General features: G+C 70.5%; 21 protein-coding genes and 1 pseudogene. 15 read left to right on the top strand and 7 right to left on the bottom strand.

Features of this window, described 5'->3' with window-relative positions:
• Nucleotides 1-36: 36 nt before the first annotated feature.
• The gene (locus tag ElP_RS13180; RefSeq protein ID WP_145269962.1) at nt 37-219 is read right to left on the bottom strand and encodes a hypothetical protein; all 183 of its coding nucleotides are present in this window, start codon (nt 217-219) and stop codon (nt 37-39) included.
• A gap of 417 nt (nt 220-636) precedes the next feature.
• Here ElP_RS13180 and ElP_RS13185 point away from each other — a divergent pair, with 417 nt between their 5' ends.
• Together ElP_RS13185 and ElP_RS13190 are read left to right on the top strand one after the other, a co-directional pair.
• Nucleotides 637-1,086 (top strand): cytochrome c, encoded by a 450-nt coding sequence (locus ElP_RS13185; protein ID WP_197446953.1) that lies wholly within the window; start codon nt 637-639, stop codon nt 1,084-1,086.
• 240 nt (nt 1,087-1,326) lie between these two features.
• Nucleotides 1,327-2,085: a lipoate--protein ligase family protein gene (locus ElP_RS13190; RefSeq protein WP_145269965.1), complete on the top strand. Its 759-nt coding sequence runs from the start codon at nt 1,327-1,329 to the stop codon at nt 2,083-2,085.
• 31 nt (nt 2,086-2,116) lie between these two features.
• Here ElP_RS13190 and trpB read toward each other — a convergent pair whose 3' ends face one another.
• Nucleotides 2,117-3,355, bottom strand: a complete 1,239-nt coding sequence (gene trpB / locus ElP_RS13195) for a tryptophan synthase subunit beta (protein ID WP_145269968.1) — start codon at nt 3,353-3,355, stop codon at nt 2,117-2,119.
• Between the two features lie 578 nt (nt 3,356-3,933).
• Nucleotides 3,934-5,304 carry a hypothetical protein gene (locus ElP_RS13200; protein ID WP_145269970.1) on the bottom strand — a complete coding sequence of 457 codons (1,371 nt, stop codon included), beginning with the start codon at nt 5,302-5,304 and terminating at the stop codon, nt 3,934-3,936.
• A gap of 436 nt (nt 5,305-5,740) precedes the next feature.
• Between ElP_RS13200 and ElP_RS13205 the strand changes: the two genes are divergently transcribed.
• Nucleotides 5,741-6,862: a ligand-binding sensor domain-containing protein gene (locus ElP_RS13205; RefSeq protein ID WP_145269972.1), complete on the top strand. Its 1,122-nt coding sequence runs from the start codon at nt 5,741-5,743 to the stop codon at nt 6,860-6,862.
• A 574-nt stretch (nt 6,863-7,436) separates the two neighbouring features.
• Here the strand turns inward: ElP_RS13205 and ElP_RS13210 are convergent.
• Nucleotides 7,437-8,680: pseudogene (locus ElP_RS13210) on the bottom strand (IS3 family transposase).
• A 317-nt stretch (nt 8,681-8,997) separates the two neighbouring features.
• Here ElP_RS13210 and ElP_RS13215 point away from each other — a divergent pair.
• Nucleotides 8,998-9,465, top strand: coding sequence for a hypothetical protein (locus ElP_RS13215; protein ID WP_145269974.1), 468 nt, complete (start codon nt 8,998-9,000; stop codon nt 9,463-9,465).
• A gap of 111 nt (nt 9,466-9,576) precedes the next feature.
• Entirely contained in the window at nt 9,577-10,020 is a 444-nt protein-coding gene (locus ElP_RS13220; RefSeq protein WP_145269976.1) for a hypothetical protein, read from the top strand.
• Nucleotides 10,021-10,436: 416 nt separating this feature from the next.
• Here ElP_RS13220 and ElP_RS13225 read toward each other — a convergent pair whose 3' ends face one another.
• Nucleotides 10,437-11,492, bottom strand: coding sequence for an IS110 family RNA-guided transposase (locus ElP_RS13225; protein WP_145269978.1), 1,056 nt, complete (start codon nt 11,490-11,492; stop codon nt 10,437-10,439).
• A 113-nt stretch (nt 11,493-11,605) separates the two neighbouring features.
• Between ElP_RS13225 and ElP_RS13230 the strand changes: the two genes are divergently transcribed.
• The 9 genes from ElP_RS13230 (at nt 11,606) to ElP_RS37990 (ending at nt 20,511) form a co-directional block, all read left to right on the top strand.
• Nucleotides 11,606-12,049, top strand: a complete 444-nt coding sequence (locus ElP_RS13230) for a DUF6194 family protein (protein ID WP_145269980.1) — start codon at nt 11,606-11,608, stop codon at nt 12,047-12,049.
• 227 nt (nt 12,050-12,276) lie between these two features.
• The gene (locus tag ElP_RS13235) at nt 12,277-13,095 is read left to right on the top strand and encodes a hypothetical protein (RefSeq protein ID WP_145269982.1); all 819 of its coding nucleotides are present in this window, start codon (nt 12,277-12,279) and stop codon (nt 13,093-13,095) included.
• Nucleotides 13,096-13,192: 97 nt separating this feature from the next.
• Nucleotides 13,193-13,687 (top strand): hypothetical protein, encoded by a 495-nt coding sequence (locus ElP_RS13240; protein ID WP_145269984.1) that lies wholly within the window; start codon nt 13,193-13,195, stop codon nt 13,685-13,687.
• A 571-nt stretch (nt 13,688-14,258) separates the two neighbouring features.
• The gene (locus tag ElP_RS13245; protein ID WP_145269986.1) at nt 14,259-14,858 is read left to right on the top strand and encodes a hypothetical protein; all 600 of its coding nucleotides are present in this window, start codon (nt 14,259-14,261) and stop codon (nt 14,856-14,858) included.
• A gap of 494 nt (nt 14,859-15,352) precedes the next feature.
• Nucleotides 15,353-15,562, top strand: coding sequence for a hypothetical protein (locus tag ElP_RS13250; protein WP_145269988.1), 210 nt, complete (start codon nt 15,353-15,355; stop codon nt 15,560-15,562).
• 79 nt (nt 15,563-15,641) lie between these two features.
• Entirely contained in the window at nt 15,642-16,715 is a 1,074-nt protein-coding gene (locus ElP_RS13255; RefSeq protein WP_145269990.1) for a DUF1559 domain-containing protein, read from the top strand.
• A gap of 295 nt (nt 16,716-17,010) precedes the next feature.
• Entirely contained in the window at nt 17,011-18,915 is a 1,905-nt protein-coding gene (locus ElP_RS13260; RefSeq protein WP_145269991.1) for a CRTAC1 family protein, read from the top strand.
• A gap of 63 nt (nt 18,916-18,978) precedes the next feature.
• Nucleotides 18,979-20,241 carry a tetratricopeptide repeat protein gene (locus ElP_RS13265; RefSeq protein ID WP_145269993.1) on the top strand — a complete coding sequence of 421 codons (1,263 nt, stop codon included), beginning with the start codon at nt 18,979-18,981 and terminating at the stop codon, nt 20,239-20,241.
• Between the two features lie 99 nt (nt 20,242-20,340).
• Nucleotides 20,341-20,511, top strand: coding sequence for a hypothetical protein (locus ElP_RS37990; RefSeq protein ID WP_197446954.1), 171 nt, complete (start codon nt 20,341-20,343; stop codon nt 20,509-20,511).
• A 422-nt stretch (nt 20,512-20,933) separates the two neighbouring features.
• On the opposite strand, the gene ElP_RS13270 is transcribed toward ElP_RS37990, so the two are convergent.
• Nucleotides 20,934-21,944: a TolB family protein gene (locus tag ElP_RS13270; RefSeq protein ID WP_197446955.1), complete on the bottom strand. Its 1,011-nt coding sequence runs from the start codon at nt 21,942-21,944 to the stop codon at nt 20,934-20,936.
• A gap of 507 nt (nt 21,945-22,451) precedes the next feature.
• On the opposite strand from ElP_RS13270, the gene ElP_RS13275 reads away from it, so the two are divergent.
• Complete coding sequence (locus ElP_RS13275) at nt 22,452-22,751, top strand: hypothetical protein (protein WP_145269998.1); 300 nt, start codon at nt 22,452-22,454, stop codon at nt 22,749-22,751.
• A gap of 136 nt (nt 22,752-22,887) precedes the next feature.
• Here the strand turns inward: ElP_RS13275 and ElP_RS13280 are convergent, their stop codons facing one another.
• Nucleotides 22,888-23,277: a hypothetical protein gene (locus tag ElP_RS13280; protein ID WP_145270000.1), complete on the bottom strand. Its 390-nt coding sequence runs from the start codon at nt 23,275-23,277 to the stop codon at nt 22,888-22,890.
• Nucleotides 23,278-23,309 lie beyond the last annotated feature (32 nt).

The raw sequence follows: 23,309 nt of genomic DNA on the forward strand, positions 1-23,309 counted from the left end.
CTTGCGGGCCGGGATCGCCCGGCCGCGACGGTCAACTCACTGGCCCTTGAACCGGTCGTCTGCCATGTCCTTGTAGGTGTCCCTCATGTCCTGGATCTGGGCCTTCGTTTCCTCGGTTACCTGCACCTGCGTGCCGTCCTGCCGGCTTGGGTTGGAGCAGCCGTTGAGCAACGCAAGGCCCAGCATCGATATGAGGATTGACGAGCTCTTGGACCTCATCTTAGTTCCCTCATGGGTGTTCATGGGGCATGCATGATTCTATCCAAGAATCAAAGCAATGAGTCACCCAATGACCAGGCGACTGAAATCTATCAAAGTGATTCCAACCTTTTGGATCGTTTGCGAAACTAATTCGTCGAGGGCTCCGTCGTTAAGGGCCAGCCAGGGGACGTCCGAACATGCCTCGGGCAGCGGGTGAGACATCGACTCCGGAGACATTCGCTGCCGCCGCGTGGCTTGCATCGGCGCCCGGCGGTGTTTATGGTGGCAAGACCGCCAGGCAGACCCGCTGTCGGGCGTCGGCCGGAGAGTTCGTGCGCGGCCGACGCCCCCTGCCGATCGAACCGACCCGCCCCGCACGCCCGGTACGCAAGGTTTCGCCCCCCGCACGAACCCCAGAATCGGAGTCCTCGACCGATGATGTTGCGCAAGTCGCTCGCGCTGGCCGCCGGTGTCTCCTTCGTCGCCCTGCTCACCGTCGGCCTCTCGGGCGCCGCCCCCCAGGAGGAGGGGGAGCTGCACGAGCTGATGGAGAAGGTCACCGCCGCCAACAACAAGATCAACCGGTACATCCGCACGCCGGTGAGCTTCAAGAAGTCGCAGGAAGACATCGTCACCCACGCCAAGGAGCTCACGGAGCTGGGCAAGAAGGCCCGGGAGAATGAGGAGGCGATCGAGAAGGCCAAGGACATCGAGAACCCGAAGGAGAAGTGGCAGGAACTGATGGACGACATGATCGAGCACTGCGAGACCCTGGTCACGCTCTCCGAGGAAGGCGACCAGGCCAAGGCCAAGGCCGCCCACACCGAGGTCAAGAAGTCCTGCGCCGAGTGCCACAAGGTCTTCCGCGTCGAAGACGACTTCTGATCCGGGCCGATCTCCCCCCCGGCGCGGCCCGGGCCCGACCGAACGTCCGGGGCCCGGCCGCATCCCCTCTCGTCGCCGGTGATGGTCCCTCGTCCAAGGCCTGACCGACGACAACGACCCGAGGCCCGATTGGTCGGCCGTCCGGCCGGGCGGATCGATCGGTCGAGCCGCCCCACCCTCCTGCGACGCCGGTGCTCGGTTTTCCGGCCCCCGTGCGGTGCCCCGGGACCATCGCCCGCCATGCCCGACCCCGCCCTGCCGCCGTTCCGGGTGCTCGACCTCACCCTGCCGGGGGTCTTCGCCAACCTCGCGCTCGACGAGGCCCTGCTGATCGAGGCCGACCGCCGGGGGGACGCCGGGCCGGGGATCCTCCGCTCCTGGGAGCTGCCGGGGCCGGCGGTGGTGATGGGGGCCTCGTGTCGGATGGCCGAGGCGGTGGACCGGGACGCCTGCCTCCTCGACGGCGTCCCCGTCTCCCGGAGGGCCAGCGGCGGGGGGACGGTCCTGATCGGGCCGGGGGCGTTGAGCGTGTCGGTGATCCTGCCGATCGCCTCGGTGCCGGGGGGCGCCGCCGTGGGGGAGCTCCAGCGTTGGGTGCTCGGCCGGCTGGCCGACCGGCTCCGGGCCCTGGGGCCCCCGGTCGAGGTGCGCGGCTCGGGGGACCTGGCCCTGGGCGGCCGGAAGTGCTCGGGCAGCGCCCAGCGGAGGCTGAGGCGCTGCGCCCTCGTGCACGCCTCGATCCTCTACGACCTGCCCGCCGACTTGATCGCCCGGTACCTCGGCGTCCCACCCCGTCGCCAGCCCGAGTACCGGGCCGGCCGGGATCACGCCGCCTTCGTCACCAACCTGCCCTTGCCGAGGGGGGCGATCCTCCGGGCCTTCCGGGACGCCTGGATCCCCCCCGGGGTCGAGCCCCAGGAGCCCCCGGTGCCGGAGGCCCTGGTGGCGGAACTGGTCGAGACGAAGTACGGGGATCCGGCCTGGACGGCCCGGTTCTGATCGGGGCCGGCGCCGGGCCGGGCGGGGTCGGTCAGTCCATCGGCTCGCCCCGGATCCGGGCGATCTCGTAGGCGTCCTTATCGCCCCGGCCGGAGAGGCAGACGACCACCACCTTGCCGGGGCCGAGCCGGGCGGCCTCCTTCATCCCCTGGGAGACGGCGTGGCTCGACTCCAGCGCCGGGAGGATCCCCTCGCGACGGGCGAGCGTATGGTACGCCTCCAGCGCCTCGGCGTCGGTGATCGACTCGTACCGGACCCGGCCGATGTCCTTCCAGTAGCTGTGCTCGGGGCCGACGCCGGGGTAGTCCAGCCCGGCGGAAATGGAGTGCACGTCGCTGGTCTGGCCCTCGTCGTCCTGCAACACGTAGCTGAAGCTGCCGTGCAGGACCCCGGGCGCCCCCTTGGTCAGGCTGGAGGCGTGCTGGCCGAGGTTCGAATTGCGGCCCCCGGCCTCGGCGCCGATCATCTCGACCGACTCGTCGCCGAGGAAGGGGAAGAACATGCCCGCCGCGTTGGAGCCGCCGCCGACGCAGGCGACCACCGCGTCCGGCAGGCGGCCGACCCGGGCCAGGCACTGCTCCCTCGCCTCCTTGCCGATGACCGACTGGAAGTCCCTGACGATCATCGGGAACGGGTGCGGGCCGACCACCGAGCCGATCGTGTAGTGGGTCCGCTCGGACGAGCCCATCCAGTCGCGCATCGCCTCGTTGGTGGCGTCCCGGAGGGTCCGGGAGCCGGCGGTCACGGGGACGACCGTCGCGCCCATCGTCCTCATGTTGAAGACGTTGAGCTTCTGGCGGCGGATGTCCTCCTCCCCCATGTAGATGGTGCACTCCAGGCCGGTCAGGGCGCAGGCGGTGGCGGTGGCCACGCCGTGCTGGCCGGCCCCGGTCTCGGCGATGACCCGGGCCTTGCCCATCCGCTGGGCCAGCAACACCTGGCCGATGCCGTTGTTGATCTTGTGGGCGCCGGTGTGGTTGAGGTCCTCGCGCTTCAGGTAGATGTCGGCCCCGCCGACCATCGCCGACAGCCTCCCGGCGAAGTAGAGCGGCGACGGGCGGCCGACGTAGTTGGCCAGGTAGTCGTCCAGCTCCCGCCAGAAGGAGGGATCCGTCTTGATCTGCTCATACGCCCGGGCCAGCTGGTCGAGGGCGTCCATGAGCGTCTCGGGGACGAACCGGCCGCCGAAGGCGCCGAAGCGGCCGAGGGCGTCGGGCAGCCGCCTCGGGTCGGCGGCGGCGTCGGCATCGCGGGAGCTGGTGGTGGCCATGCGCGGGCAAATCCTCAAGCAAGTCGAATGCGGCGGGGCGGCGGCGGGCCGGGCGACCATCGATGGGGGGCGTCGCGTCCCATTGTTCCGGAGCCGCCCGGGTCGGGTCAAGGGAAGCGACCTCGAGGGCGTGCCTCCGGATTCCGCCGATCCGGGCTCGCCCGGAGGGCCGCCGGTCCGAGCAGGCGAGCCATGGAGACGAGGGATCGTCTGGCCCGGCTGATGCCCGGTCGCCCCCTCCGCCCCGGACCGGCTCGACGTGCCCCGTCCCTCCTCTCCGCGACTCATGCGGATCTCCCCGGATCGATCACCCTTGGGTGGCTGGGGTCTCGTCGGCGAGACCCCGGTCCCCGAGGCCGCCGAACCGGGGTCTCGCCGACGAGACCCCAGCCACCCCGGCCGCGACCCCGCAAGAGGTCGACCTGCCCGGGAACGCCCCCCGGGACGAGCATCCTCGGCCAACATCCAGCGGGGCGGCCGGGCCTCGGGGCCGGGGAGCGGGTTCGGCGACCGGGCCCGGCGGCTCGCTCGGGTGTCGAGATCGTCGGCGACGGTCGGGACGCTCGGCGAGGCCGGGCTCAACCGGCCCGATCGGGCCGCCCCGGGGTCGGCCGGGGCGGGGTCGGTGTCGGCCCGGTGCGCCGATCGACGCCCGGGGCATTCCGCACGAACCGGATTCGCAACGCATTCCCTTGATTCGACTTACGATCATTTTTCCCGGCCGAGTCGCCCGCCGAATTGGGTTCGCTCCGCCTCGGCGCACCGGGCCCTTCGGACGGGGCCTCGGGCCCGGTGGAACCGGTCGAGCAGGCGTCGATCGGTTCGGCTGGGACCTCGACGACGAGGGGGACCCGCGCGGGGTCGGCGTCGGCCGAGGGGATCGGGGAGCCGGGGAGGGAATCCGGCCCGACCGGATCGGGCGACGGCTCGGAGGCGATCCGCTCGAAGCCGGGGGGGGCCGGGTCGGCGTCGACCTCGCACCACCAGCCGCCCCCCACCGGGGCCCGGGGGATCGAGCAGTGCCGCGCCTCCTTCGACAATTCGAGCAGCTCCCGGCGCCGGCGGTCCCGCAGGTTCAGGAACAGCCGGACGGCGGCATTCGCCGAGCGGTCGGCCGCCAACTCGTAGCGGTGCATCAGCTGGCCCTCGCCCGACGGGTCGGCCGCCGCCGCCTGGAGTGCAATGGCGCGGCCCTCGGGCCCTTCCACCTCCTCCCACGACTCGGCCCGCAGCCCTTCGAGCCGCCGCACCTGCTCGGCCACGAACCGGCTCAGGGTAGCCCGGGCGTGGGCCGGGTCGGTGGGCAGCGATCCCTCGGCCTCCAGCCGGGGCAGCGCCGTCACCTGAGCCGGCGAGGCGGCGGCGGCCAGCAACCAGAGCCGTCGGACCTCCCGGTTGGCGTCGGGGCCGGGCAAGTAGTCCGGGAAGCCGAGCAGCGCCTGCGCCTTCAGCACCGTCCGCTGGTCCCAGCCCTGGCCCAGTTGCAAGGGGGCGTCCAGGGCCTGCCACTGGCGGATCAGCCAGTCGCAGCCGAAGGCGGTGCCCTCCAGGTCGAGCACCGTGTTGCTGGGATCCCGGGCGAGGTCCTGGGCCTTGCGGCGGGCCCGGGCCTGGCGGCGCTTCTCCCAGCCGGCCAGGGCCTTCAGCGCGGCCTCGCGGCGGGTCTGCTCCCGGGCGAGTTCGATGCGTTCGAGCTTCACCGCGTTGGCGGCGGCGCGGCGGGCGAGGTGCCGCTCGACGACGTTGGCCGGGCCCATCTCGCGGTCCCAGCGGGCGAGCTGGGCGTCGAAGGCGGCGCGGTCCTCCTCCGGCACGACCACCTGGGCGGCCAGCCCGTGGACCAGGCCGTTGCGGCGGCTGCGGAGCTTGCCCTCGGCGGTCCTGGGGCCGGTGGAGCGGAGGGCGTTGCGGCGGTTGGCCGCGAGTTGCTTCTCGGAGGGGGTCGTCATCGCAAGTGATCTCAAGAGGTGCCCGGGCCGGGGACCGGCCCGGCCGCGCCGGTGCGGGACGGCGTCGTCCCGCGCGATCGGCGTCGGCCGTACACCCTTAAGATCAGGGAATCGGGCCCCGGCAGTCACTTTTTCCGGCCGGCGGGCCGAGAATCCCGATCGTCCCCGGCCAGCCGTCGTCATCGGGGTGGATTGCACGATCGCCCTTCGTACGTGTTTGCACGTCGGATCCCGGTAAATTCCTTGCAATCCCCGGCGATCGCAGCCAGATTGGATCCGACGTCCGGGATTAGACGCGCGTTCAGTCGTGTTGTATCACGAATTTTCGGACGTCGATTTGTCGCGATCGCGACGAATCGTGCGCCGAAACAAGGTTAGGCAGACAAGGGATTTCAATGAGCCCCAAGACTACAGTGCGAACTGGACCATCCTTGACATGGAGCAGCTGATGACGCGCGGTCAGGTGCAGAGGGCTCTGGCGGCAGTCGTCGTGCTTGCACTCGTCCCCGCAACCTCCTGCACGACGAAGCAGGACGCGACGAGATCGAAGCTGAACGACAGCGCCATCGGTCCGCCTGCACGACTCCGGTTCAAGACCGTGCGCTCCATCCTTGAGGACAGCAAGGGCAACTACTGGTTCGGAAGTTGGAACGAGGGCGTCGCCCGCTTCGACGGCGAGAGCCTCACCTATTTCACCGAGGAAGACGGCCTGAGCGACAACCAGATCAGGTCGATCCACGAGGATCAAAACGGAGTTGTTTGGTTCGAGGGAGGCGTCGAAATCAGCGGGTTCGACGGCGAGAAGATCATCACCCCCACCAACAAGAACTACACGTCGAGGGGCGACTGGCAGCTGAGTTCGGGAGACCTGTGGTTCAAGGAGGATGGGTCGAGCGGGGCGACCGATACGGAAGCGCAGCCGGGGGCGTATCGGTACGACGGAGAGACCTTCACCTACTTGGCATACCCGGTCCCCTCAGATCGTGCCCAACGCGTTAATTACGCGACTACAGGCATTGCCAGGGGGAAAAGCGGGAGGCTCTGGTTCGCAACGTACGACGCTGTGTTCGGATACGACGGCCAGTCCTTCACCATCATCGATGACGGGAGCTTAGGACTCAACGAGAGCACCGGTCGGCTTCACGTTCGTAGCGTCCTCGAGGACAGCAAGGGGAGGCTCTGGATCGGAAACAACGGGATCGGAGTCATCCTGCACGATGGACACACGGCCACCCTATTCACGCAGGAGAACGGGCTTGGCAGGTTGGGGCCGCACGGTGGGAGAACGGTGCCTCAGCCCGGGGACGTGACGGATGGTTCCCCCTCGCTGCATCGGGTGTTCTCGATCGGAGAAGACCGTGATGGGAACATCTGGTTCGGCACCGTCGAGCAAGGTGCCTGGCGATACGACGGTAGGTCGTTACGGAACTACACGGCCGAAGACGGGCTGACGAGCAAGGACATCATGGGTATCTACACAGATCGCCATGGTGACCTGTGGTTGGCAGGGAATGGCGTGTTCAAATTCAACGGAGCGTCGTTCGAACGGATTCTCTGACACGGTCTACAGCGAGGGCAGGGCGGCGGGGTGGCATGCCTACGTCTTCGTGGGCATGTTCAAGCGTAGGCATGCCGCCTAACCTCGCGCTGCAGCGGACCCGGCCCGCCGCCATCGCTTCTCATCAGTCATGGCTGATCCTCGGCGGGCCGGTCCGCTGAGCTTGGTCGTTAGGCGGCGGAAGCCACAGCAGGGGGGAGCCGGTGCCTGGGTGCGTTCTACGGGCGTACGGTGCGATGTTCGACGTGGACGGCTTCCTCGCCTTCTCCGCCCTCCAACCGTGTGCGGTGTTCCGTCGTGGCAAGCCTCGCACTCCCGGCTCTGCCCGTCTGAGCGAGCAGGGCGGTTTCAATCTCGAGGTCAGCGCCGAGGGCGGTGACAGCGTCCCAGCCCAGGTCTGCGACGCCGAGTCCTTCGTGGCGTCGCAGCGAGAGGAGTTGTCCCGGCTGGCGGCTTGGCCGGGCGTCGAGTCGGTGACGCTGGACTTCGGATGGGACTTCCCGTGCGGGCGGGTGCCCGGCCAGTGGAACATATGTATGGCCTTGAGGTTCTCTGGACGGGGACTTGATCGTAGTCACGCCGCCGCCTGGACGCCACCGACGAGGTCCCGCCGCACCTGGCTCGGTGTCCGGTGACCATGGCGGCGGATCACCCACCGCTCGTTGTACGTCCTCTTGAACTCACCCAACGCCTCGGCCAACTCCACCACCGTGGCGAACGACCTCACCCGGAGCAACTGCTCCTTCAGCGTGCGGACGAATCGCTCGGCGCAGCCGTTGCCCTCCGGTTCCCGCACGAAGCTCGGCGAGCTGGCCATGCCGAGGAAGGTCAGCTCCCGCTGGAAGTCGTCGCTCATGTAGGCGCTGCCGTGGTCGTGGCGGATCGCCAGGCCACGGGCGATGCCCCGGTCGAAGCCGCCGAAGTGCTCCCGCACCCCCTGGCGCAGCGGCTCCAGCGCCTCGAAACGCTCGCCTCGCTCGGCCACGTGGAGGCCGACGCACTCGCAGGTGCAGTGGTCGACGGCCACGAAGACGTGGACCAGGCCCTCGCCGGTGGTGACCGTCGTGGTCATGTCCGTGCCCCACATCGAGTCCGGCTCCTCGGTCGTGATGGTGCCGTCGTGGGCCTTCGGCCCGTGCGGGTGGCCGCCCCGGCGGGGGGCCTGGAGGCGGTGCTCCCGCATCAGCCTCCGCACTCGCTCGGAGGCCGTGCGGATGCCCTGATGCCGCAGGCGGGCCCAGACCTTGCGGTAGCCCTCGCCGGTGAACGGCGACTCGGCCAGGACCCGACGGATGTGGCCGACCAGCTCCTCGTCGGTGCCGGCCCCGACCGGCCCCCGCTTGTGCGGCACCGGCCGTTGCTCCGGCGGCACGGCCTCCCGGGCCTTGAGGTAGTAGGCGGTCGAGCGGGCGATCCCGAAGATGCGGCAGACCCGCTGCATGCCGTATCGCTTGCCGGTGCCGGGGGAGGCGGAGCGGGCTAACTGCTCCGCCTCCTCGCGACAAAAGGGCGGCCGCTCTCCAGGTGCTGGCACTTCTGCCCCAGCAGCTCATTGTCCATGGTGAGCTGGCCGACCTTCGCCTGGAGGCGGGCGATCACCTCGTCCCGGTCGTCGGTCGGTCGGCTCTTCAGGGCCGCCGTGCCGCCGTCGAGGAAGCCCTCCCGCCAGGAGGAGAGCGTGGCGGCGGTGACGCCCAGCTCCCGGGAGAGGGAGTCGAGGTCCTCGCCCCGGAGCAGCCGGAGGACGGACTCGGTCTTCCGCCTGGCGGAGAACCGGCCACGATCCTGGGAGTCGGTCTTGGTGCTCTTCTTGGTCATCTCGGGCACTCCTTCCAGGGCCATTATGGCCCATGAGAGTGTCCAGAGAAGCCCTCAGGCTAAGGACATATTCCCTCCCGCGCTGCTGGCGGCGTGCGGGGCGCTGGGTATCGGCATCGAGGTCAGCGTGTACTCAGTGTCGGTCGGAGACGAAAAGCTGGACGCCTATCCTCTCGCTGCAGCGGACCCGGCCCGCCGCGGCGGTTCCTGGTATCATCAAGCTAACCCTCGGCGGGTCGGTCCGCTGAGCTTGGGCGTTAGGCGGCAGAGTCCCGCAGGAGTTCCCCGTGAGGCTCCGCTATTCGATCTCGCGGTTGATGGCCCTCGTCCTGGTCATCGCAATCGGCCTGGCCGCCGCGATGGCCGGCGCGTTCACGTTCGCCGTCGTCGCGTTGTCTGCGGCAACCCTTTGCGCGTTGCTTCGGCATGGCCCGAGTCGGGCGTTCTTCACGGGATGCGCAGTGTTCGGCTGGGGCTTCATGTTGCTGGCGTTCGGCGCGGGTCAGGAGGTTCGGATGTCACTCCCAACGATTCGGCCCATCCGCCGGATCTATGAGGCTGTCTACGGCCCCGGACCGACAACGTTCAAGTCGCCGGAAGATGCCGGGCAGTGGATCATCCGGGTGGTCGAGGCCGTGAACGGGGCCATCACGATGGGTCACTCGCTGATCGCGCTGGCACTGGCTTTGATCGGTGGAACCCTCACGTGGGGCGTCACCCGTTGGTGGATGGGCAGAGAGAACCGGGGACTGGCCCGGACCATCGTCGGCGGCCCGATCCCCTAACCTCGCGCTGCAGCGGACCCGGCCCGCCGCCTCGCATTCTGGTCAGTCATCGGTTTCCCTCGGGGGGCCGGTCCGCTGAGCTTGGTCGTTAGGCGGCGGGGAGTCAGGCCGATGACCACGCGGGAGGTGCTCAATCGGAAGGCGTTCTACTGTAGAGTGTCGTTCCACATCGGCGTCGCCGTGGTCCTCGGCTGGATCGTCGTCATAACGTGCATGATCATCCCGCCTTCTCCGGGATTTTCGACAGAACCGGAAGATTCCTGGGTGATCGGCATTCATGTCGGCACGATCGCGGGCGGCAGCCTCCTGATGGCGGCTAGTGGGATCTGTTCGGCGTTGGTCCTCCGCTGCCCTTGGTGCAATGGCGAGCTGACTTCGGCGGTGAATGAGGCCGTCCGCATCAAGAAGTTGACCCCGAACCATTACATCATGAATCTGGACTGCGTGACGTGCTGCCCGCACTGCACGAGGTTGCTGGATGAGAAGTGGCCCGTGAGGGGCGAGGTCGAGAAATTCCCCAAGAAGAGCAAGTCGTGGGACGACGAACTCGCCTAACCTCGCGCTGCAGCGGACCCCGGCCGCCGCGGCGCGTTCTCCTTCGACTCACGGTCTAACCGGCGGCCGGGTCCGCTGAGCTTGGGCGACTATGAAGCCGGGGGTAGGTCAAGCGGTCGGCGGACGTTTTCTTCGGCAGTGGCTCAGCTCCTCGGCTCGCCTGGTCGCATCGAGAAACGCCTTCGGATGCACTCGACTCTCCGAGGTCTCGGACCGACGTCCGGCCTCATTCATCCGATGCGGCCCGCCGCTCATCCGTCCGGTCGCACTCGTCGGGCCGCTCGGGGCGGCTCGCGCCGTGCCATCAAAGCTCCGAGCTGACGGGCGCGGGTCCTCCGGCGGGCCTCGGGCGACGCGGGCGGCGTCGCGTGGTTCAAATTTTTATTCGTGAATATGAGGAGGCGATCATCGGGCCGCTACGGCGACGGCGGGCAGCCGGCCAGCCTCGGGTCCCACGGCCGGCCGTCGCGGAGCATCGCCCAGCAGCGCACCAGCAGCTTGCGGGCCACCGCCACCAACGCCTGCTTGCGCCGGGTCACCTGGCCGCGACTAATGCGTGCCACCAGCTTCGCCGCCCAGGCGTTGTACCGCAGCATCAGCCACGCCGCCTCGACGAGCACCTTGCGCAGCAGGCCCGGCCCGCGGCGGGTGATCCGGCCGAGGCGGTCCGTCGCGCCGGACTGGAACTGCTTCGGCACCAGCCCGGCGTACGCCGAGACCTGGCCGGCGGTGGCGAAGCGGCCGGCGTCGTCGAGGGCGGCGACCACGACCTCGGCGGTGCAGCGGCCCACGCCGGGGATCGTCCTCAGGAGTTGCACGCGCGAGTCGCCGTCCGCGTGTCCCACCAGCTTGGCGTCGACGCATCGGATCTGCTCGATCAGGGCCTCCAGGGCGGCCAGCTCCAGGGCCAGCTCGCCGCGCCACAGCTCCCGCGGCCCGCAGTCGGCCAGCGGCCGGGCCCAGGCGGCGATCGCCGCGCGGCCGGCCTCGGTCCAGGCCCGGTGGCCGACCGGCGCCGCCAGGCCCTGGCCCTGCAAGAGGGCGCGGATGCGGTCCCGGATCGCCGTGCGGCGACCGATGAGCTTATCCCGATACGCGACGATCTCCCGATATTGGCGGGCCTCCGGCGAGGGGACGTGGACGCTCGGCAGCTCGCCGAGGGCGGCCATGCGGGCCAGCTTCTTGGCGTCGTCGCGGTCGGTCTTGCGCTTGACCTTGCGCCAGCTCCAGGCCTCGGTCATGGTGTCGGCGACGAGGAATTCCAGGCCCAGCTCGCGGCAGGTGTCGGCGAGCCGGCCGCTGACGGTGCAGGCCTCGAAGGCGACGAGGTCGGGTCGGGCGCGGTCGAGCATCCCCCTGAGGGCGTCGGGGTCGGTGGGGATGGTGGCGTAGGCGGCCTCCTGGGTGGCGGTGTCGTAGGAGCGGGCGACGCCCTTGAACTTGCCGAGGTCGATGCCGATGATGGTGGCCATGGCCGTGGGGCTCCGCTGCGAGGTGGCATCGGGAGTCGTCAACCAACTCGAGGTTACCTCAAGGCGGCCCCACGGCTTACATGGATTCTTTAGGCGGCGGTCGGGAGAAGACCATGGACGCGAAGGCGATGGTGAGCTTCCTCCTCGACGCGTTTCCCGGGGTCGAGACCACCGAGGCGTTCGGCTACAAGTTCTTCTTCTACGCCGATGAGCGCAGGCTTCCGTTCGCCACGCTCGCCTCGTCGGACAACGAGCATGACCGCGTTTCCAACCTGGACCGGCCAGGGGTTTTCCGGCTGAACATCGGCGTCTCTCGAGAGACGTTTCAGGACCTCTTCGGCGCGAGCAAGGTCGATGTCAGCTCCTACGATTTCACGGAACTGGACAGGATTATGCCGCATCCGGATTACGCGGCGCAGAACTTCGTCTGTGTCTTGAACCCGGAGGAGAGCTTGGAGGCCGTGCGTTCTCTACTGACTGAGGCCTACGGCCTAGCCGTTCGCCGACACGAGAGGCGCCAGCCGACAGGCGGGTCAGAGACCGATGATCCCGCCTGACCTCGCGCTGCAGCGGACCCGGCCCGCAGCGGCGCTTCATGATCGTTCGATCGCTTCCCCTCGGAGGGCCGGTCCGCTGAGCTTGGTCGTTAGGCGGCGGGGAGAGGTCCACGGGAGAAAAGGGACGTTCTATGATTTTTGGCATGTGAGCATTTTTGATGTCGTTTGTTCCATGTTCCCTGTGCGACAGCCGATTCGGTGCATTGCGTCCCTGATGAGGAGCGACCATGCGTCCTTCGACCCTTGCGTTGCGTTCGGGCTACGGCCCGCTCTGTGCCGCTCTCGTGTGGCTGGGTCTCGCCACCGAAGTCCGGGCCGAATGGCTGATCAACGTCGATTTCAACGCTCAAGACAGCCCGACGTACAGCGGGGCCGGCGTGCTGGGGGCGTCGGGAGACGTCTGGAACGGGATCGTCGGCACGTCCCACACCGGCGACATGCTGCTGGTCGACTCGGCGAACGCGGACACGGGCGTGACGCTGAGCTACCGGGATTTCGATCCCGCCTCCGACGCCGCGGGGAGCGCCATCTTCGCGGGCACCCCGTACGATGCCCTCCTGCGCGACTACCTCATCGCCCCCGGCAATGATCTCGGCTTCGCGGGCATCGTCACGTTCAGCGGCCTGACGCCGGGCGGCACGTATCGGCTCATCCTGTACTCCGTCGCGAATCTTCCCGACCGCGGCGCCACCTTCACCGCGAACGGGGACAGTCAGGTCGTGGTGCCGTCCGGCATCCCGGTCCTCGCCCAGGGCGACAACTACGCCGACTTCACCACCCGGGCCGACGCGACGGGGATGATCACGATCACCGCCTCCAGCGGGGATGGATCCGAGGCGGACCTGAACGGCTTCCAGCTCCAGCAGCTCGCGACGGCGGTGATCCCCGAGCCCGCCTCGCTGGTCAACGTCCTGCTCGGCATCGCCCTGCTCGGCGGCGGGGTGGCATGCCGACGTCTGCGTGGGAATGCGCAAGCATCGGCCGAGCCGTCTAACCTCGCGCCGCAGCGGACCCGGCCCGCCGCGGCGGCTCCCTCTCATGCGTAGGCTTTCCCTCGGAGGGCCGGTCCGCTGAGCTTGGGCGTTAGGCGGCGGGGAGCCGAATGGGGGTGTCATGCCAGCGAATCTTGGTGCGACGGTCTTCATGATCGCCTCGCTGTTCCAGCCCAGTGCCCTCCTCACCCCGGCAGACTCGATCGAGTTGACGGCCGGGCCGGATGTTCGCGTCGGTTTCGACATGGCTGTTTGGAAGCCTCTCTCGCCTCTCCGTCGACCTGAGCCGGGCGCGTATCAATCCATGACCTGGGCGATCGAGAAGCCCGAGTGGATCCAGATCACCGTGACGAGCGGTCCCGAACAGAAGACCGAGGTCGACCACCGGCGGGAATTGCTCTTTGCCCAGCAATTCAGGGGTGATCCCGCTGAACTCGTGCGCGAACGCAGGGGGACAGTCTCGGATCGGGATTGGCTAGTCCTCGAGTTCCGCAACCCGAACACGCGCCCTCCGCGGAGCGAAATTCACTACTTCCTGCAAACCTCCGATGGCTGCGTCACGCTCTTCCTCGTCTGTGAGGAAGCCGATTTTGCCGAGCATCGAGACGCGACCGAGTCGTTTCTCGGCGAGATTCAAGTCAAGTGAGCGGGGCCAATGCCCGGGGTATCGACTTCTCACCCGCCTCCGGCGGGATGGCACTGGCGAGGAGTCTCGATCTGGGTGCCCCAGGCTCCGCCAGTGCTCCACGCCCGCTCGGCACTGGCAGAGCCAGGGGCACCAGGGCGGACGAGGGATGCAGAGGTCCGCGTACCGGCTCGGGCAGGGGTTGGGGTCGAGCCGGCAGCGGCAGGGGCGGGGACATTCGGGATGATTCGTTTGTCCCTGGATTGCTGGATTTTGCTTGCGTGCCGGGGTGCCCGGGGCTAGAACTGCGTCGCCGGTCCGGCCTGGGGAGGGGGTGGGGGTCGGGGAGGCCCCGCTGAAGGGGGTCTCCCGGGTTGTCTTGATTCGGCGTGGTCGCCGATCGTTTCATTGCGTTGTTCCCCTCGCCGGTCCTGGTGGTCGCGCCCCCCTGGGCGGGGGTTCGGCGTCCGTCCGATCGTTGCTCCCGGCTCGGCGGTCGGACCGGCCGGCGGCGGGGGCGGTCGGCGCGGCGCCGCGCGGTCCTGCCTTGCCGTGGTCTGCTCGGTTTGTCTCGATTCCCGGAGTGGATGCGATGATTCGGACGTGTCGATGGACGGCCCCGATGGGGGGGGTGCTCGCGCTGGTGGTGGTGGCGGGCCCGGCGTGGGCGGGGGGCGGCTCCGTGTCGAAGCCGTTCAAGATCAGCGGGGAGGGGATCGCCCCGATGGGCCTGCCGCTGCCCGGCCAGGGCGCCGGGCCGCACTGGATCGACGGCCAGGCGACCCACCTCGGCCGGCATCACGGCGAGGGGACCGTGGTGACCGACACCGCGGTCGTCGACCTGGAGGACGGCGTCATCACCGGGGAATTCGGCGGGGGGTCCCCGTTCGTGTTCGAGGGGGCCAACGGCGACCTGCTGGTCACCTACTACGGCCGCCCGGAGTTCGGCGCGGAGGAGGTGGGGACCTTCACGCTGGACATCCTCGGCGTGACGGCCGGCGGCGACCTGATCGTCGAGGCGGCGTGGGTCGCCGAGTTCGTGGTCCAGCCGGGGGCGAGCACGGGGAAGTTCCGCGGCGTGACCGGGAGCTGGATCATGTACGCCTACTCTGATCCGTTCGTGCTCGGCTCGACCGACCCGGCCGCCTACCGGTGGGAGGGGGAGGGTCGGCTCTCGTTCCCGAAGAAGTAGCCCCCGGGCCCTCGCCGCGGCCCGCCGGTCCCAGCCCTTGCCCGGGTGCGGCGGGGCGGCCGTCGCCTGCCGGCGGCGGATCGGCCGGTCGCGGCCGAAGGCGCTGCCCTCCGGGTCGAGCACCGCGTCGGACGGGTCGGCGGCCGGGTCGTGCGGCGGGCCCGGGACCGGCGGCGCTTCTCCCGGGTGGCCGGCCAGGGCCTTCGGTGCGGCGTCCGCGGGTGGCCTCCCGCGGTGCGGGCGAGCGTTTCCGATTCGTCCAGCTTCACCTACTCGTGTCCACACAACCGGGGAGGCGGGAGGGGGCCGGTGCGGGGGCTCGAATCCCCCGAACGCGAAACGACCGGGAAAATTCGAGGGGCAGCCTCTGTACGATGGGGGCGTGAATGTCTATGATAGACGGGATCATTTCTCGAGATCGAGGGGCGGACAACCTGATTTTCCCGTTACTCAGGTGATTCCGCCAGCAGGGTCGTCACGCCGGAGAAAGACGCTTGAACGCTCAACGATGCAAGCCGGCGGTCCTCGCCGCTGCGATGATTTCCAGCGCGCTGCTGATCGGGTCGGGCTGCGGCAACTCGAACCAGACGGACGGGGAGCTTGTGACGCCGACGGAGGAAGTGGAGTCGTCGCGCGCGGCCATGTCAAACCAAATCGAGCAGAATCCCAACATGTACGCCCCCACGCAGCAGCGGGGACGTTAACGGCCGTTCGGGGGGGATCCTCGTCCCCCCCGATTCATCCCTTGTCCCATCCATCACGAATCCACCGGACCAATGACCCATGAGTTCTTCGAAGCGTCGCGGCTTCACGCTGATTGAATTGTTGGTGGTGATCGCCATCATCGGCGTGCTCATCGCCCTCTTATTGCCGGCCGTCCAGGCAGCCCGGGAGGCCGCCCGGCGGTCCCAGTGCACGAACAACCTGAAGCAGATCGGGTTGGCGCTGCACAATTACCATAGCACCAACGAGGTCTTCCCGATGGGATCCTCGCGGGCCCCGACGCCCGCCGGCCCCCCCAACTGGCAGTGGTGGGGGGACTGGAGCGCCCAGGCGATGCTGCTGCCCTACCTGGAGCAGCAACCGCTGTTCTCCGCCGCGAACTTCTCGCTCACGGCGATGGGGCCCGACCCGGCCCACCGGACGAACGATACGGTCGTCAACACGCGGCTCGCCGGGTTCCTCTGCCCGTCCGACGGCAACGCGGGGCGCAACTACACCAACAGCTACTACGCCAGCGCCGGCACGACCACCCACCGGTATCACGACGTCGACTTCACGGGGGTCTTCGGCCGGAACTTCAGCTACGGCATCCGGGACATCACCGACGGCACGTCGAACACCGTCGCGTTCTCCGAGTCGCTCATCGCCAGGCCCACCGGGCAACGGACCCGCTCCCACTCCGTGGTGAACGTCACGCAGTTGCAGATCCCCGAGGTCAATCGCCAGTCCGACATGTGGAGCATGGTCCCCATGGGGACCGCCCCCCCCGGGCCGACCGTCACCGGCTACCTCCAGGCCTGCGTGGACAAGCTCAAGTCCGGCACCCCCGCCAATGACATCAAGGGGAACCAGGGCGAGCGATGGGCGTGGGGCGAGACGGGCATGACCATCTTCCACACCCTCGTCCCGCCGAACTCCAAGCAGTTCGCCTTCGGCTCCTGCCGGGATGACTGCGCCGGCTGCAGCCCGGACGCCGCCGTCTTCACCAACGCCCAGAGCAACCACCCCGGCGGGGTCAACGTCCTGATGGCCGACGGCAGCGTCCGGTTCATCAAGGACACGATCACCTGGAGCACCTGGTGGTCGCTGGGCACCAAGGCCAACGGCGAGACCGTCAGCGCCGACCAGTATTGAGGCCGTCCGGGGGGCCGGGAGGTTACCGCTCGGCCCTTTCATGACGCGTCCCCGAGGCCCCCAGGATGGTCGACCCGACCGTCCTGCGGGCCTCGTCCGTTGGGATCGATCCCGAGTGCCGGGGGTCGCCCGCCCCGCCGGGGTCCCGTCCCCCCGCCTCGGGGATCGCATGCCCGTCATTCGTCGTCCCCGGACACCGGGGATCGGCGCGGTTCCTCCCGGTCGTCGCGACGACTATGATCGGATGTATCGGACGGCCCGGGAGCCCCACGGCGGTCCGACGAAGGATCGACCCATGCACCCCTCGCTCCGCTCCGCGACGGTCGGGACCCGCGTCGATCGGCGGCCGCCGTGGCTGGTCCTCCTGGCGTTGACGCTCTCCCCGCCCGGTTGCGGGGATGCCGAGGCACCGCCGGCCTCCGCGGCGACGGGAAGCCCCGCGGGGGGGGCGTCGGCCCTCCCGAGCCGGGCCCCTCGCCCCTCCCCCGGGGGGGACGCGGGGAAGCCCAGGCTGGTGGGAGACCGCATGGCGGGGGTCGAGTTCCGGCCGCCGAGCCGGGCGACCGAGCAGGAGCCCTCTCCGTTTCGCTTCACCGACGTCGGCCCCGAGTCCGGGGTGGACTTCGTCCACGTCTCGGGGATGACCGAGGAGAAGCACTTCCCCACGGCCAACGGCTCCGGGGCGGCGGTGTTCGACTACGACGGCGACGGCCGGATGGACCTCTACTTCGCCTCGAACGAGTACATCCTGCCCGACGCCCCCGTAGTCGGCCGGAATCGGCTCTACCGCAACCTCGGCGACGGCCGCTTCGAGGACGTCACCGACGCCTCGGGCCTGGGCTTCTCGGGGTTCTGTCACGGGATCGTCGTCGGCGACGCCGACGGCGACGGCGACCCCGACGTCGTGCTGTGCAACTACGGCCCGAACGCCTTCTACCGCAACAACGGCGACGGCACCTTCGCCGACGCCACCGAGGAGGCCGGCCTGGGGAGCCCGAACTGGTCGTCCGGCGGGGCGTTCCTCGACCACGACGACGACGGCGACCTCGACCTCTACGTCGCCAACTACGGATCCTGGAGCTACCCCGAGGACGACGAATTCTGCGGCGACCGCGAGGCGAACCTCCGGTTCTACTGCACCCCTCGCCAGATCCGCACGGTCCCGCACCTCTTCTACCGGAACGACGGCGACGGCACCTTCACCGAGTGCGCCGAGGCGGTGGGCCTGGGGCGGGCGTCGAGCCACCAGGGCCACGGATTCGGCGTCGTGACGGCCGACCTGAACGGCGACGGCCGGATCGACCTCTATGTCGCCAACGACATGAACGCGAATTTCCTCTTCCTCAACGATGGCGACGGCACCTTCACCGACGCCACCGAGACCTCCGGCGCCGCCTACGACGACATGGGGAACGACCAGTCGGGCATGGGGGTCGACGCAGAGGACGTCGACGGCGACGGCCTGCCGGAGCTGTTCGTGACCAACTTCGCCGGCGAGTACAACACCCTGTACCAGAACCTCGGCCGGGGGTTCTTCTACGACCAGACCCCCTCGTTCGGCCTGGCCGCCGACAGCGTGCCGTGGGTCGGCTGGGGCTGCGGCCTGGTCGACCTCGACAACGACGGCTGGCCCGACGCCTTCGTCTCGAACGGGCACGTCGACGACAACCGGGCGGACTCCGAGCACGCCGAGCCCCCGATGCTGCACCGCAACGTCCCGCTGGGCGACTCCCCGGGCGCCGGCCGCCGGTTCCAGGTCTCCACCCGGGACGTGGGCCCGTACTTCGACGCGTCGCACGTGGGCCGGGGCGTCGCCTTCGGCGACCTGGACGACGACGGGGCCCTGGACATCGTCGTCAACCACAAGGACGGCCCCCCCGCCATCCTCCTCAACCGGACGCCCACCGCCGCGCAGAACGGCTGGATCCGCCTGTCGCTGGTCGGCATCCGGAGCAACCGGGACGGCATCGGGGCGAAGGTCGAGGTCGAGGCCGGTGGCCGGGTCATCCACCGCCAGCGCAAGGGGGGCACCAGCATGTTCTCGGCCCACGACCCCCGGATGATCGTCGGCCTCGGTGCGGCGCAGGAGGCCGAGTCGGTCGTCGTCCGATGGCCGAGCGGGGCGGTCTCCGAGCTGGGCCGCGTGCCCTCGGGCTCGACCGTCGAGGTCCGGGAGCCCGGGGCCGATCCCGACCCCTGACCCCCCGGACACCGCGCCCCCCGGATCCCCGACGGAACGTATCTCGACCCTCCCGGAACGACCATGGTGGCACCCGAGACCCGTCCCACGCCGCAGCCCGATTCGAAGGCCCCCCCGACGCTGGCCCGGTGGGCCGGGGCTGCCTTGCTCGGGGGGCTGCTGATCCTGGTCGCCGTCGCCGCGTGGAGGCACGTCCGGGAGCGGGGGAGGCCGTCCTCCGTCCGGAGCCGGGCCGAGGTCGCCCTGCGGTCCGGGCGAATCGCCGAGGCCGAGGCGGCGATGGGACGGCTCGCCGAGCTGCGGGCGCCGACGGCCGAGGACTGGGTCCTCCGGGCCGAGATCGCCCTCGCGGATGATCGGCCCGAGGAGTCCATCGCCGCGCTCTGCCGCATCCCGGACGGCCACCCGATGGCCCCCGAGGCGCGCAAGCTGGCCGGCCAGATCGAGCTGCGGGAGGGCAGGGTCCGTCGGGCCGAGGAGTACCTGCGGGAGGCCATCGAACTCGACCCGAACCGGTTCCAGGCCCGCCGGGAGCTGGTCTACATCTACGGCATGCAGCTCCGCCGCGAGGAGATCGACGAGCAGTTCCGGGCGCTGGAGCCGCACGTGCCGCTGAGCTCCAAGGACGCCTTCCTCTGGGGGCTGTCCCGCAGCACCGCCTGGGAGGGCAGCGAACTCTCCGAGACGCTCCGCAAGTTCATCGCGGCCGACCCGCAGGACCACAAGAGCCGGCTCGCCCTGTCCGACACCCTCGCCGGCCTCGGGCGGCTCGACGAGGCCGAGGAGGCCCTCGACCCCTTGCCCGCCGACAGCCCCGAGGTGCGGGAGCGGCGGGCCGCCCTGGCCATCGAGCGCGGCGACATCCCGGAGGCCGAGCGATTGCTGGCCGACGCGCCGGAGGACCACGCCGGGATGGCCCGGCTCCGGGGCACGCTCGCCCTGCGTCGCCGGGACGCGGAGGCCGCCCTCCGACACTTCCGGGCCGCCGAGGCCCTGGAGCCGGACCACCGCGAGACGATCTTCGGCCTGGCCCGCGCCTACACCCTCGCCGGGGACCTGGAGCGGGCCCGGCCCTACCAGGAGATGGCCCGCACGTACGAGGATTTCTCGACCCTCCTGCAATTCGCCGCCACCCCCGACGGCCAGGCCGACCCGGAGCTTCCCCTGAAGCTCGGCCGGGCGGCCGAGGAGCTGGGCCGGCTCGCCGAGGCCCGCACCTGGTACCGGCTCCGGCTCGAACGCGACCCCTTCGACCGCGAGGCCCAGCAAGCCCTCTACCGCCTCGAATCGGCGGACGAGCCCGATCCGCCCCGGCACGACGGCTGATCCGGACCCCGCCGGGAGGGTCGCCGTCGTCGTTCGGATTCTTGGTGCGGGGTCACGACCGGCATGGATATGCTGATGCTTGGCTCGATGACTTGCGCCATGAGTTACGGCACGAGCGGCGGGGACGCGGCCCGCCTCGACGAGGGCGTGTCGCTGCTGCGGCGGGTCCGGGACGACGAGGCCGCCGGCGCCGCCCAGCGCGACCTGGCCGCCCGGGGCATCCGACTCGTCCAGATGGCATGTCGCCTGGATGCGGCGGCCGGAGGGTGATCGCCGCCCCGCCGCTCAGGCGGACCGGCGACGGCATGCCGCGGGGCGTCGCGGGCACCTCATGGAGTGCCCACCCCCACGCACCCCTCGACCCCCCGGTGCCCCGATTCGGCCCAGCACCGTCGGGGCCGGGGACACCCGGGATCGACCGCCCGCCGGTGCCTCGGCCGATGGGGAGGGCGGCCTCGGGGGCGAGCACGTCGTCGTCATCTTCGACGGCCGGGAGGTCGTCGACGCCCGCGAGCCGGGCGTCGCGCGGGGACGGCGGGCGCCCGGCGGCCGGGACGGGGTGGAGGCCCATGTCCGCGACGTCCGGGTGACGACCCCCGAGGGCCAGCCGTCGGGGGAGGGGATTGCGGGGCTCGGGGTGCCGGGGCGGGGGCGATGAGGTGTGGCCGTGGCGATGACGTGTGGCCGTTGGTTCACCCGGGGCCGGGCCGTCGGCTGGCGAAGGCGATGAAGCGGCCGTCGGGGGACCAGCAGGGCTCCCGGTCCTCGAAGGGGTCGGGCAGCAGGGGGCGGGCGACCTCGGAGGCGAGGTCGAGCAGCAGGATCCGGCTGCCGGGGCGGCCGAGGTCGTCGGTGAAGGCGACCCGGGAGGCGTCGGGGCTGAGCGCGGCGGTGTCCTCGCGTCGGGGGTGGTTGGTCAGGCGGCGGACGGCGCCGAGGCCGTCGGCCGGGATCCGGTAGAGGTCCCAGCGGACCCCCCGGTTGGAGAGGAAGGCGACCTCCCGGCCGTCGGGCGTCCAGAGCGGCTCGGTGTCCATCGCCGGGTCGTCGGTCAGTCGGATCTGCGCCAGGCCGTCGGCCGACCGGACGTAGACGTCCCAGGAGGCCCCCCGGCGGCCGGCGAAGGCGAGGCGGCCGTCGACCGGCGACCAGCGCGGCCAGAGGCCCGAGGCGACGACCTCGACCGGCCCGGGTCGCGGCCCGGCGTCGGCATCGGGATCGGCCTGCGGGTCGGGTTCGGGGAGGCGGAGCACGGCGATCCGCTCGTCGTTGCGGCCGGGTCGGGACCAGTCGGTGGCGATCCCGGGCTTGCCGCTGATCATGAAGGCGAGCGTCGATCCGTCGTGCGACCAGCTCGGCGCGACCCCCTCGGCGACCGCCCGGGAGGCGCCCCCGGAGGCGGGGACGACGCGGATCTCGGGGCGTCGGCCGGTGGCGTCGAAGGCGGTGAAGGCGAGCTTCCGGCCGTCGGGGGACCAGCTCGGGTGGGCGGCCCGGCGGAAGTCGTCCGGCCCGGCGCCGGGGGACGCGACGGCCCTCAGGCCGGTCCCGTCGGCCCCCACCACGAACAGCCCGGCCGGGGCCTGGAGGGCCTCCGCGTCCCGGGGGCCCGCCGCCAGGAGCAGGGCCAGGGAGGCGACGAGAATCCCCCCGGCGGTCGGCCTCGCTCGCCCCGTCTCGTCCCCGGAATCCCGATGGCCCACGGTCGACCTCCCTCGCCCCTCCCGCCCGTCGGCGCCGCGGGGATCGCGGGCCGCCCCCGTACTTCGCGGGGGAGGGCGGCCCATTGCGGGGATCCGGTCGGGGGGCCGCCCAGTCTATCAGGGGGCTCGGGCCCGTGATATGAAGTCGGGTGGGCCGGGCCCGTCAGCCTCGGAGGGCGGGCCGGGGCCCGGGGTTCCCGGCGGGCCGGGGGCGATGGCGGGCGGTCCGCCTCGCCGGGGGCGCCCGGAAATCCCCTCGGCGCTGGCACTCCTCGGGCACGAGTCCCCATGAAGGGAGTGTCCGGCCCACCGATCGCGGGCGCCGGGAGTCCCGGAGGGAGTGCCCCCGGTCCGGGGTCGATCGCATCGGGCCGGCGTCGGCCCCGGGACGGCCGGACCGGGACGGCGGCCCCCGATCGGCTCGTCTCGGCCTGTTGGCGTTCGGATCCGCCGGGCCCCGGCGTCGGGCGGCCGGGGCGAACGGGGAACACTCGGAGGAACACTCAGATGAGACTCCAGCTCGAATCGCCGAGGCTCTCGTACGCCCTGCTGGGGGCCGGCTTCGCCTGCTCCGTCGGCTTCCTGGTGTTCCCGATCTTCTGGAGGGGCAACCTCGGCGTCTCGGCGGGCCGGCTCCTGATGTTCCTCTCGGCCGTGGTCGCCTCCCGGACCTGGCGACGGACCGGGTCGAGGGTCGTGCTCGCCTTGAGCGGCGCCGAGCTGTCGTTCCAGGGGGTCTCGATCGCCCTGGGGCCGCTCCTCTACATCATCGGGATCATGCTGGTCGGCGGTTGGAACGTGAAATAGGGCCCCGGGGCCGGTCGGGCCGGGGCACCCGTCGAGCCGAGGGGGCCGGGGGGACGACGTCGCCGGATCGGCCGGCCGGGCAACTCGGGGCCTTCCCGGTGTGCTCGGATCCCGGGCGATCGGGTCGGGTTCGGGGTCAGAAGGCGACGGTGAGGCCCTCGGATCCGCCCTCGGGGATCTGGACCTCGACCTTCTCGGCGCCGGGGACCGGCTCGCCGAGGTCGTTCTGCAGCTCGACGCGGTACGAGCCGGGCATGGCGCCGTCCTTGTCGCCCCCGGAGACGAGGGCGAAGCTGCCCGACTGGACGGCGCTGGTGGCCTGCTGGTCGCTGCCGCCGTCGAGGACGGGGACGAAGACGAGGATGCCGGAGGCCACGGGCTGGCCCCCCTTGGTGACCTGGCCCTTGGCCGGGACGGTGGAGAAGTTGGCGGCACCCGGGGGCGTGACGCCGGTGCAGCCGGCCATCAGCAGGGCGGCCGCGAGGGCGACGGCGAGGCGCCGCGGTCGGGTAGCGATGGGGAGCATGGGGGTGGTCCGAGGGTGGGGGGGAACCTTCG

The organism is Tautonia plasticadhaerens (genome assembly GCF_007752535.1).
Lineage (GTDB): Bacteria > Planctomycetota > Planctomycetia > Isosphaerales > Isosphaeraceae > Tautonia > Tautonia plasticadhaerens.

Coding starts and splice junctions, on each gene's coding strand:
- ElP_RS13180 (WP_145269962.1), bottom strand. CDS start 219: ATGAGGTCCAAGAGCTCGTCAATCCTCATATCGATGCTGGGCCTTGCG.
- ElP_RS13185 (WP_197446953.1), top strand. CDS start 637: ATGATGTTGCGCAAGTCGCTCGCGCTGGCCGCCGGTGTCTCCTTCGTC.
- ElP_RS13190 (WP_145269965.1), top strand. CDS start 1,327: ATGCCCGACCCCGCCCTGCCGCCGTTCCGGGTGCTCGACCTCACCCTG.
- trpB (WP_145269968.1), bottom strand. CDS start 3,355: ATGGCCACCACCAGCTCCCGCGATGCCGACGCCGCCGCCGACCCGAGG.
- ElP_RS13200 (WP_145269970.1), bottom strand. CDS start 5,304: ATGACGACCCCCTCCGAGAAGCAACTCGCGGCCAACCGCCGCAACGCC.
- ElP_RS13205 (WP_145269972.1), top strand. CDS start 5,741: ATGGAGCAGCTGATGACGCGCGGTCAGGTGCAGAGGGCTCTGGCGGCA.
- ElP_RS13215 (WP_145269974.1), top strand. CDS start 8,998: ATGGCCCTCGTCCTGGTCATCGCAATCGGCCTGGCCGCCGCGATGGCC.
- ElP_RS13220 (WP_145269976.1), top strand. CDS start 9,577: ATGACCACGCGGGAGGTGCTCAATCGGAAGGCGTTCTACTGTAGAGTG.
- ElP_RS13225 (WP_145269978.1), bottom strand. CDS start 11,492: ATGGCCACCATCATCGGCATCGACCTCGGCAAGTTCAAGGGCGTCGCC.
- ElP_RS13230 (WP_145269980.1), top strand. CDS start 11,606: ATGGACGCGAAGGCGATGGTGAGCTTCCTCCTCGACGCGTTTCCCGGG.
- ElP_RS13235 (WP_145269982.1), top strand. CDS start 12,277: ATGCGTCCTTCGACCCTTGCGTTGCGTTCGGGCTACGGCCCGCTCTGT.
- ElP_RS13240 (WP_145269984.1), top strand. CDS start 13,193: ATGATCGCCTCGCTGTTCCAGCCCAGTGCCCTCCTCACCCCGGCAGAC.
- ElP_RS13245 (WP_145269986.1), top strand. CDS start 14,259: ATGATTCGGACGTGTCGATGGACGGCCCCGATGGGGGGGGTGCTCGCG.
- ElP_RS13255 (WP_145269990.1), top strand. CDS start 15,642: ATGAGTTCTTCGAAGCGTCGCGGCTTCACGCTGATTGAATTGTTGGTG.
- ElP_RS13260 (WP_145269991.1), top strand. CDS start 17,011: ATGCACCCCTCGCTCCGCTCCGCGACGGTCGGGACCCGCGTCGATCGG.
- ElP_RS13265 (WP_145269993.1), top strand. CDS start 18,979: ATGGTGGCACCCGAGACCCGTCCCACGCCGCAGCCCGATTCGAAGGCC.
- ElP_RS37990 (WP_197446954.1), top strand. CDS start 20,341: ATGAGTTACGGCACGAGCGGCGGGGACGCGGCCCGCCTCGACGAGGGC.
- ElP_RS13275 (WP_145269998.1), top strand. CDS start 22,452: ATGAGACTCCAGCTCGAATCGCCGAGGCTCTCGTACGCCCTGCTGGGG.
- ElP_RS13280 (WP_145270000.1), bottom strand. CDS start 23,277: ATGCTCCCCATCGCTACCCGACCGCGGCGCCTCGCCGTCGCCCTCGCG.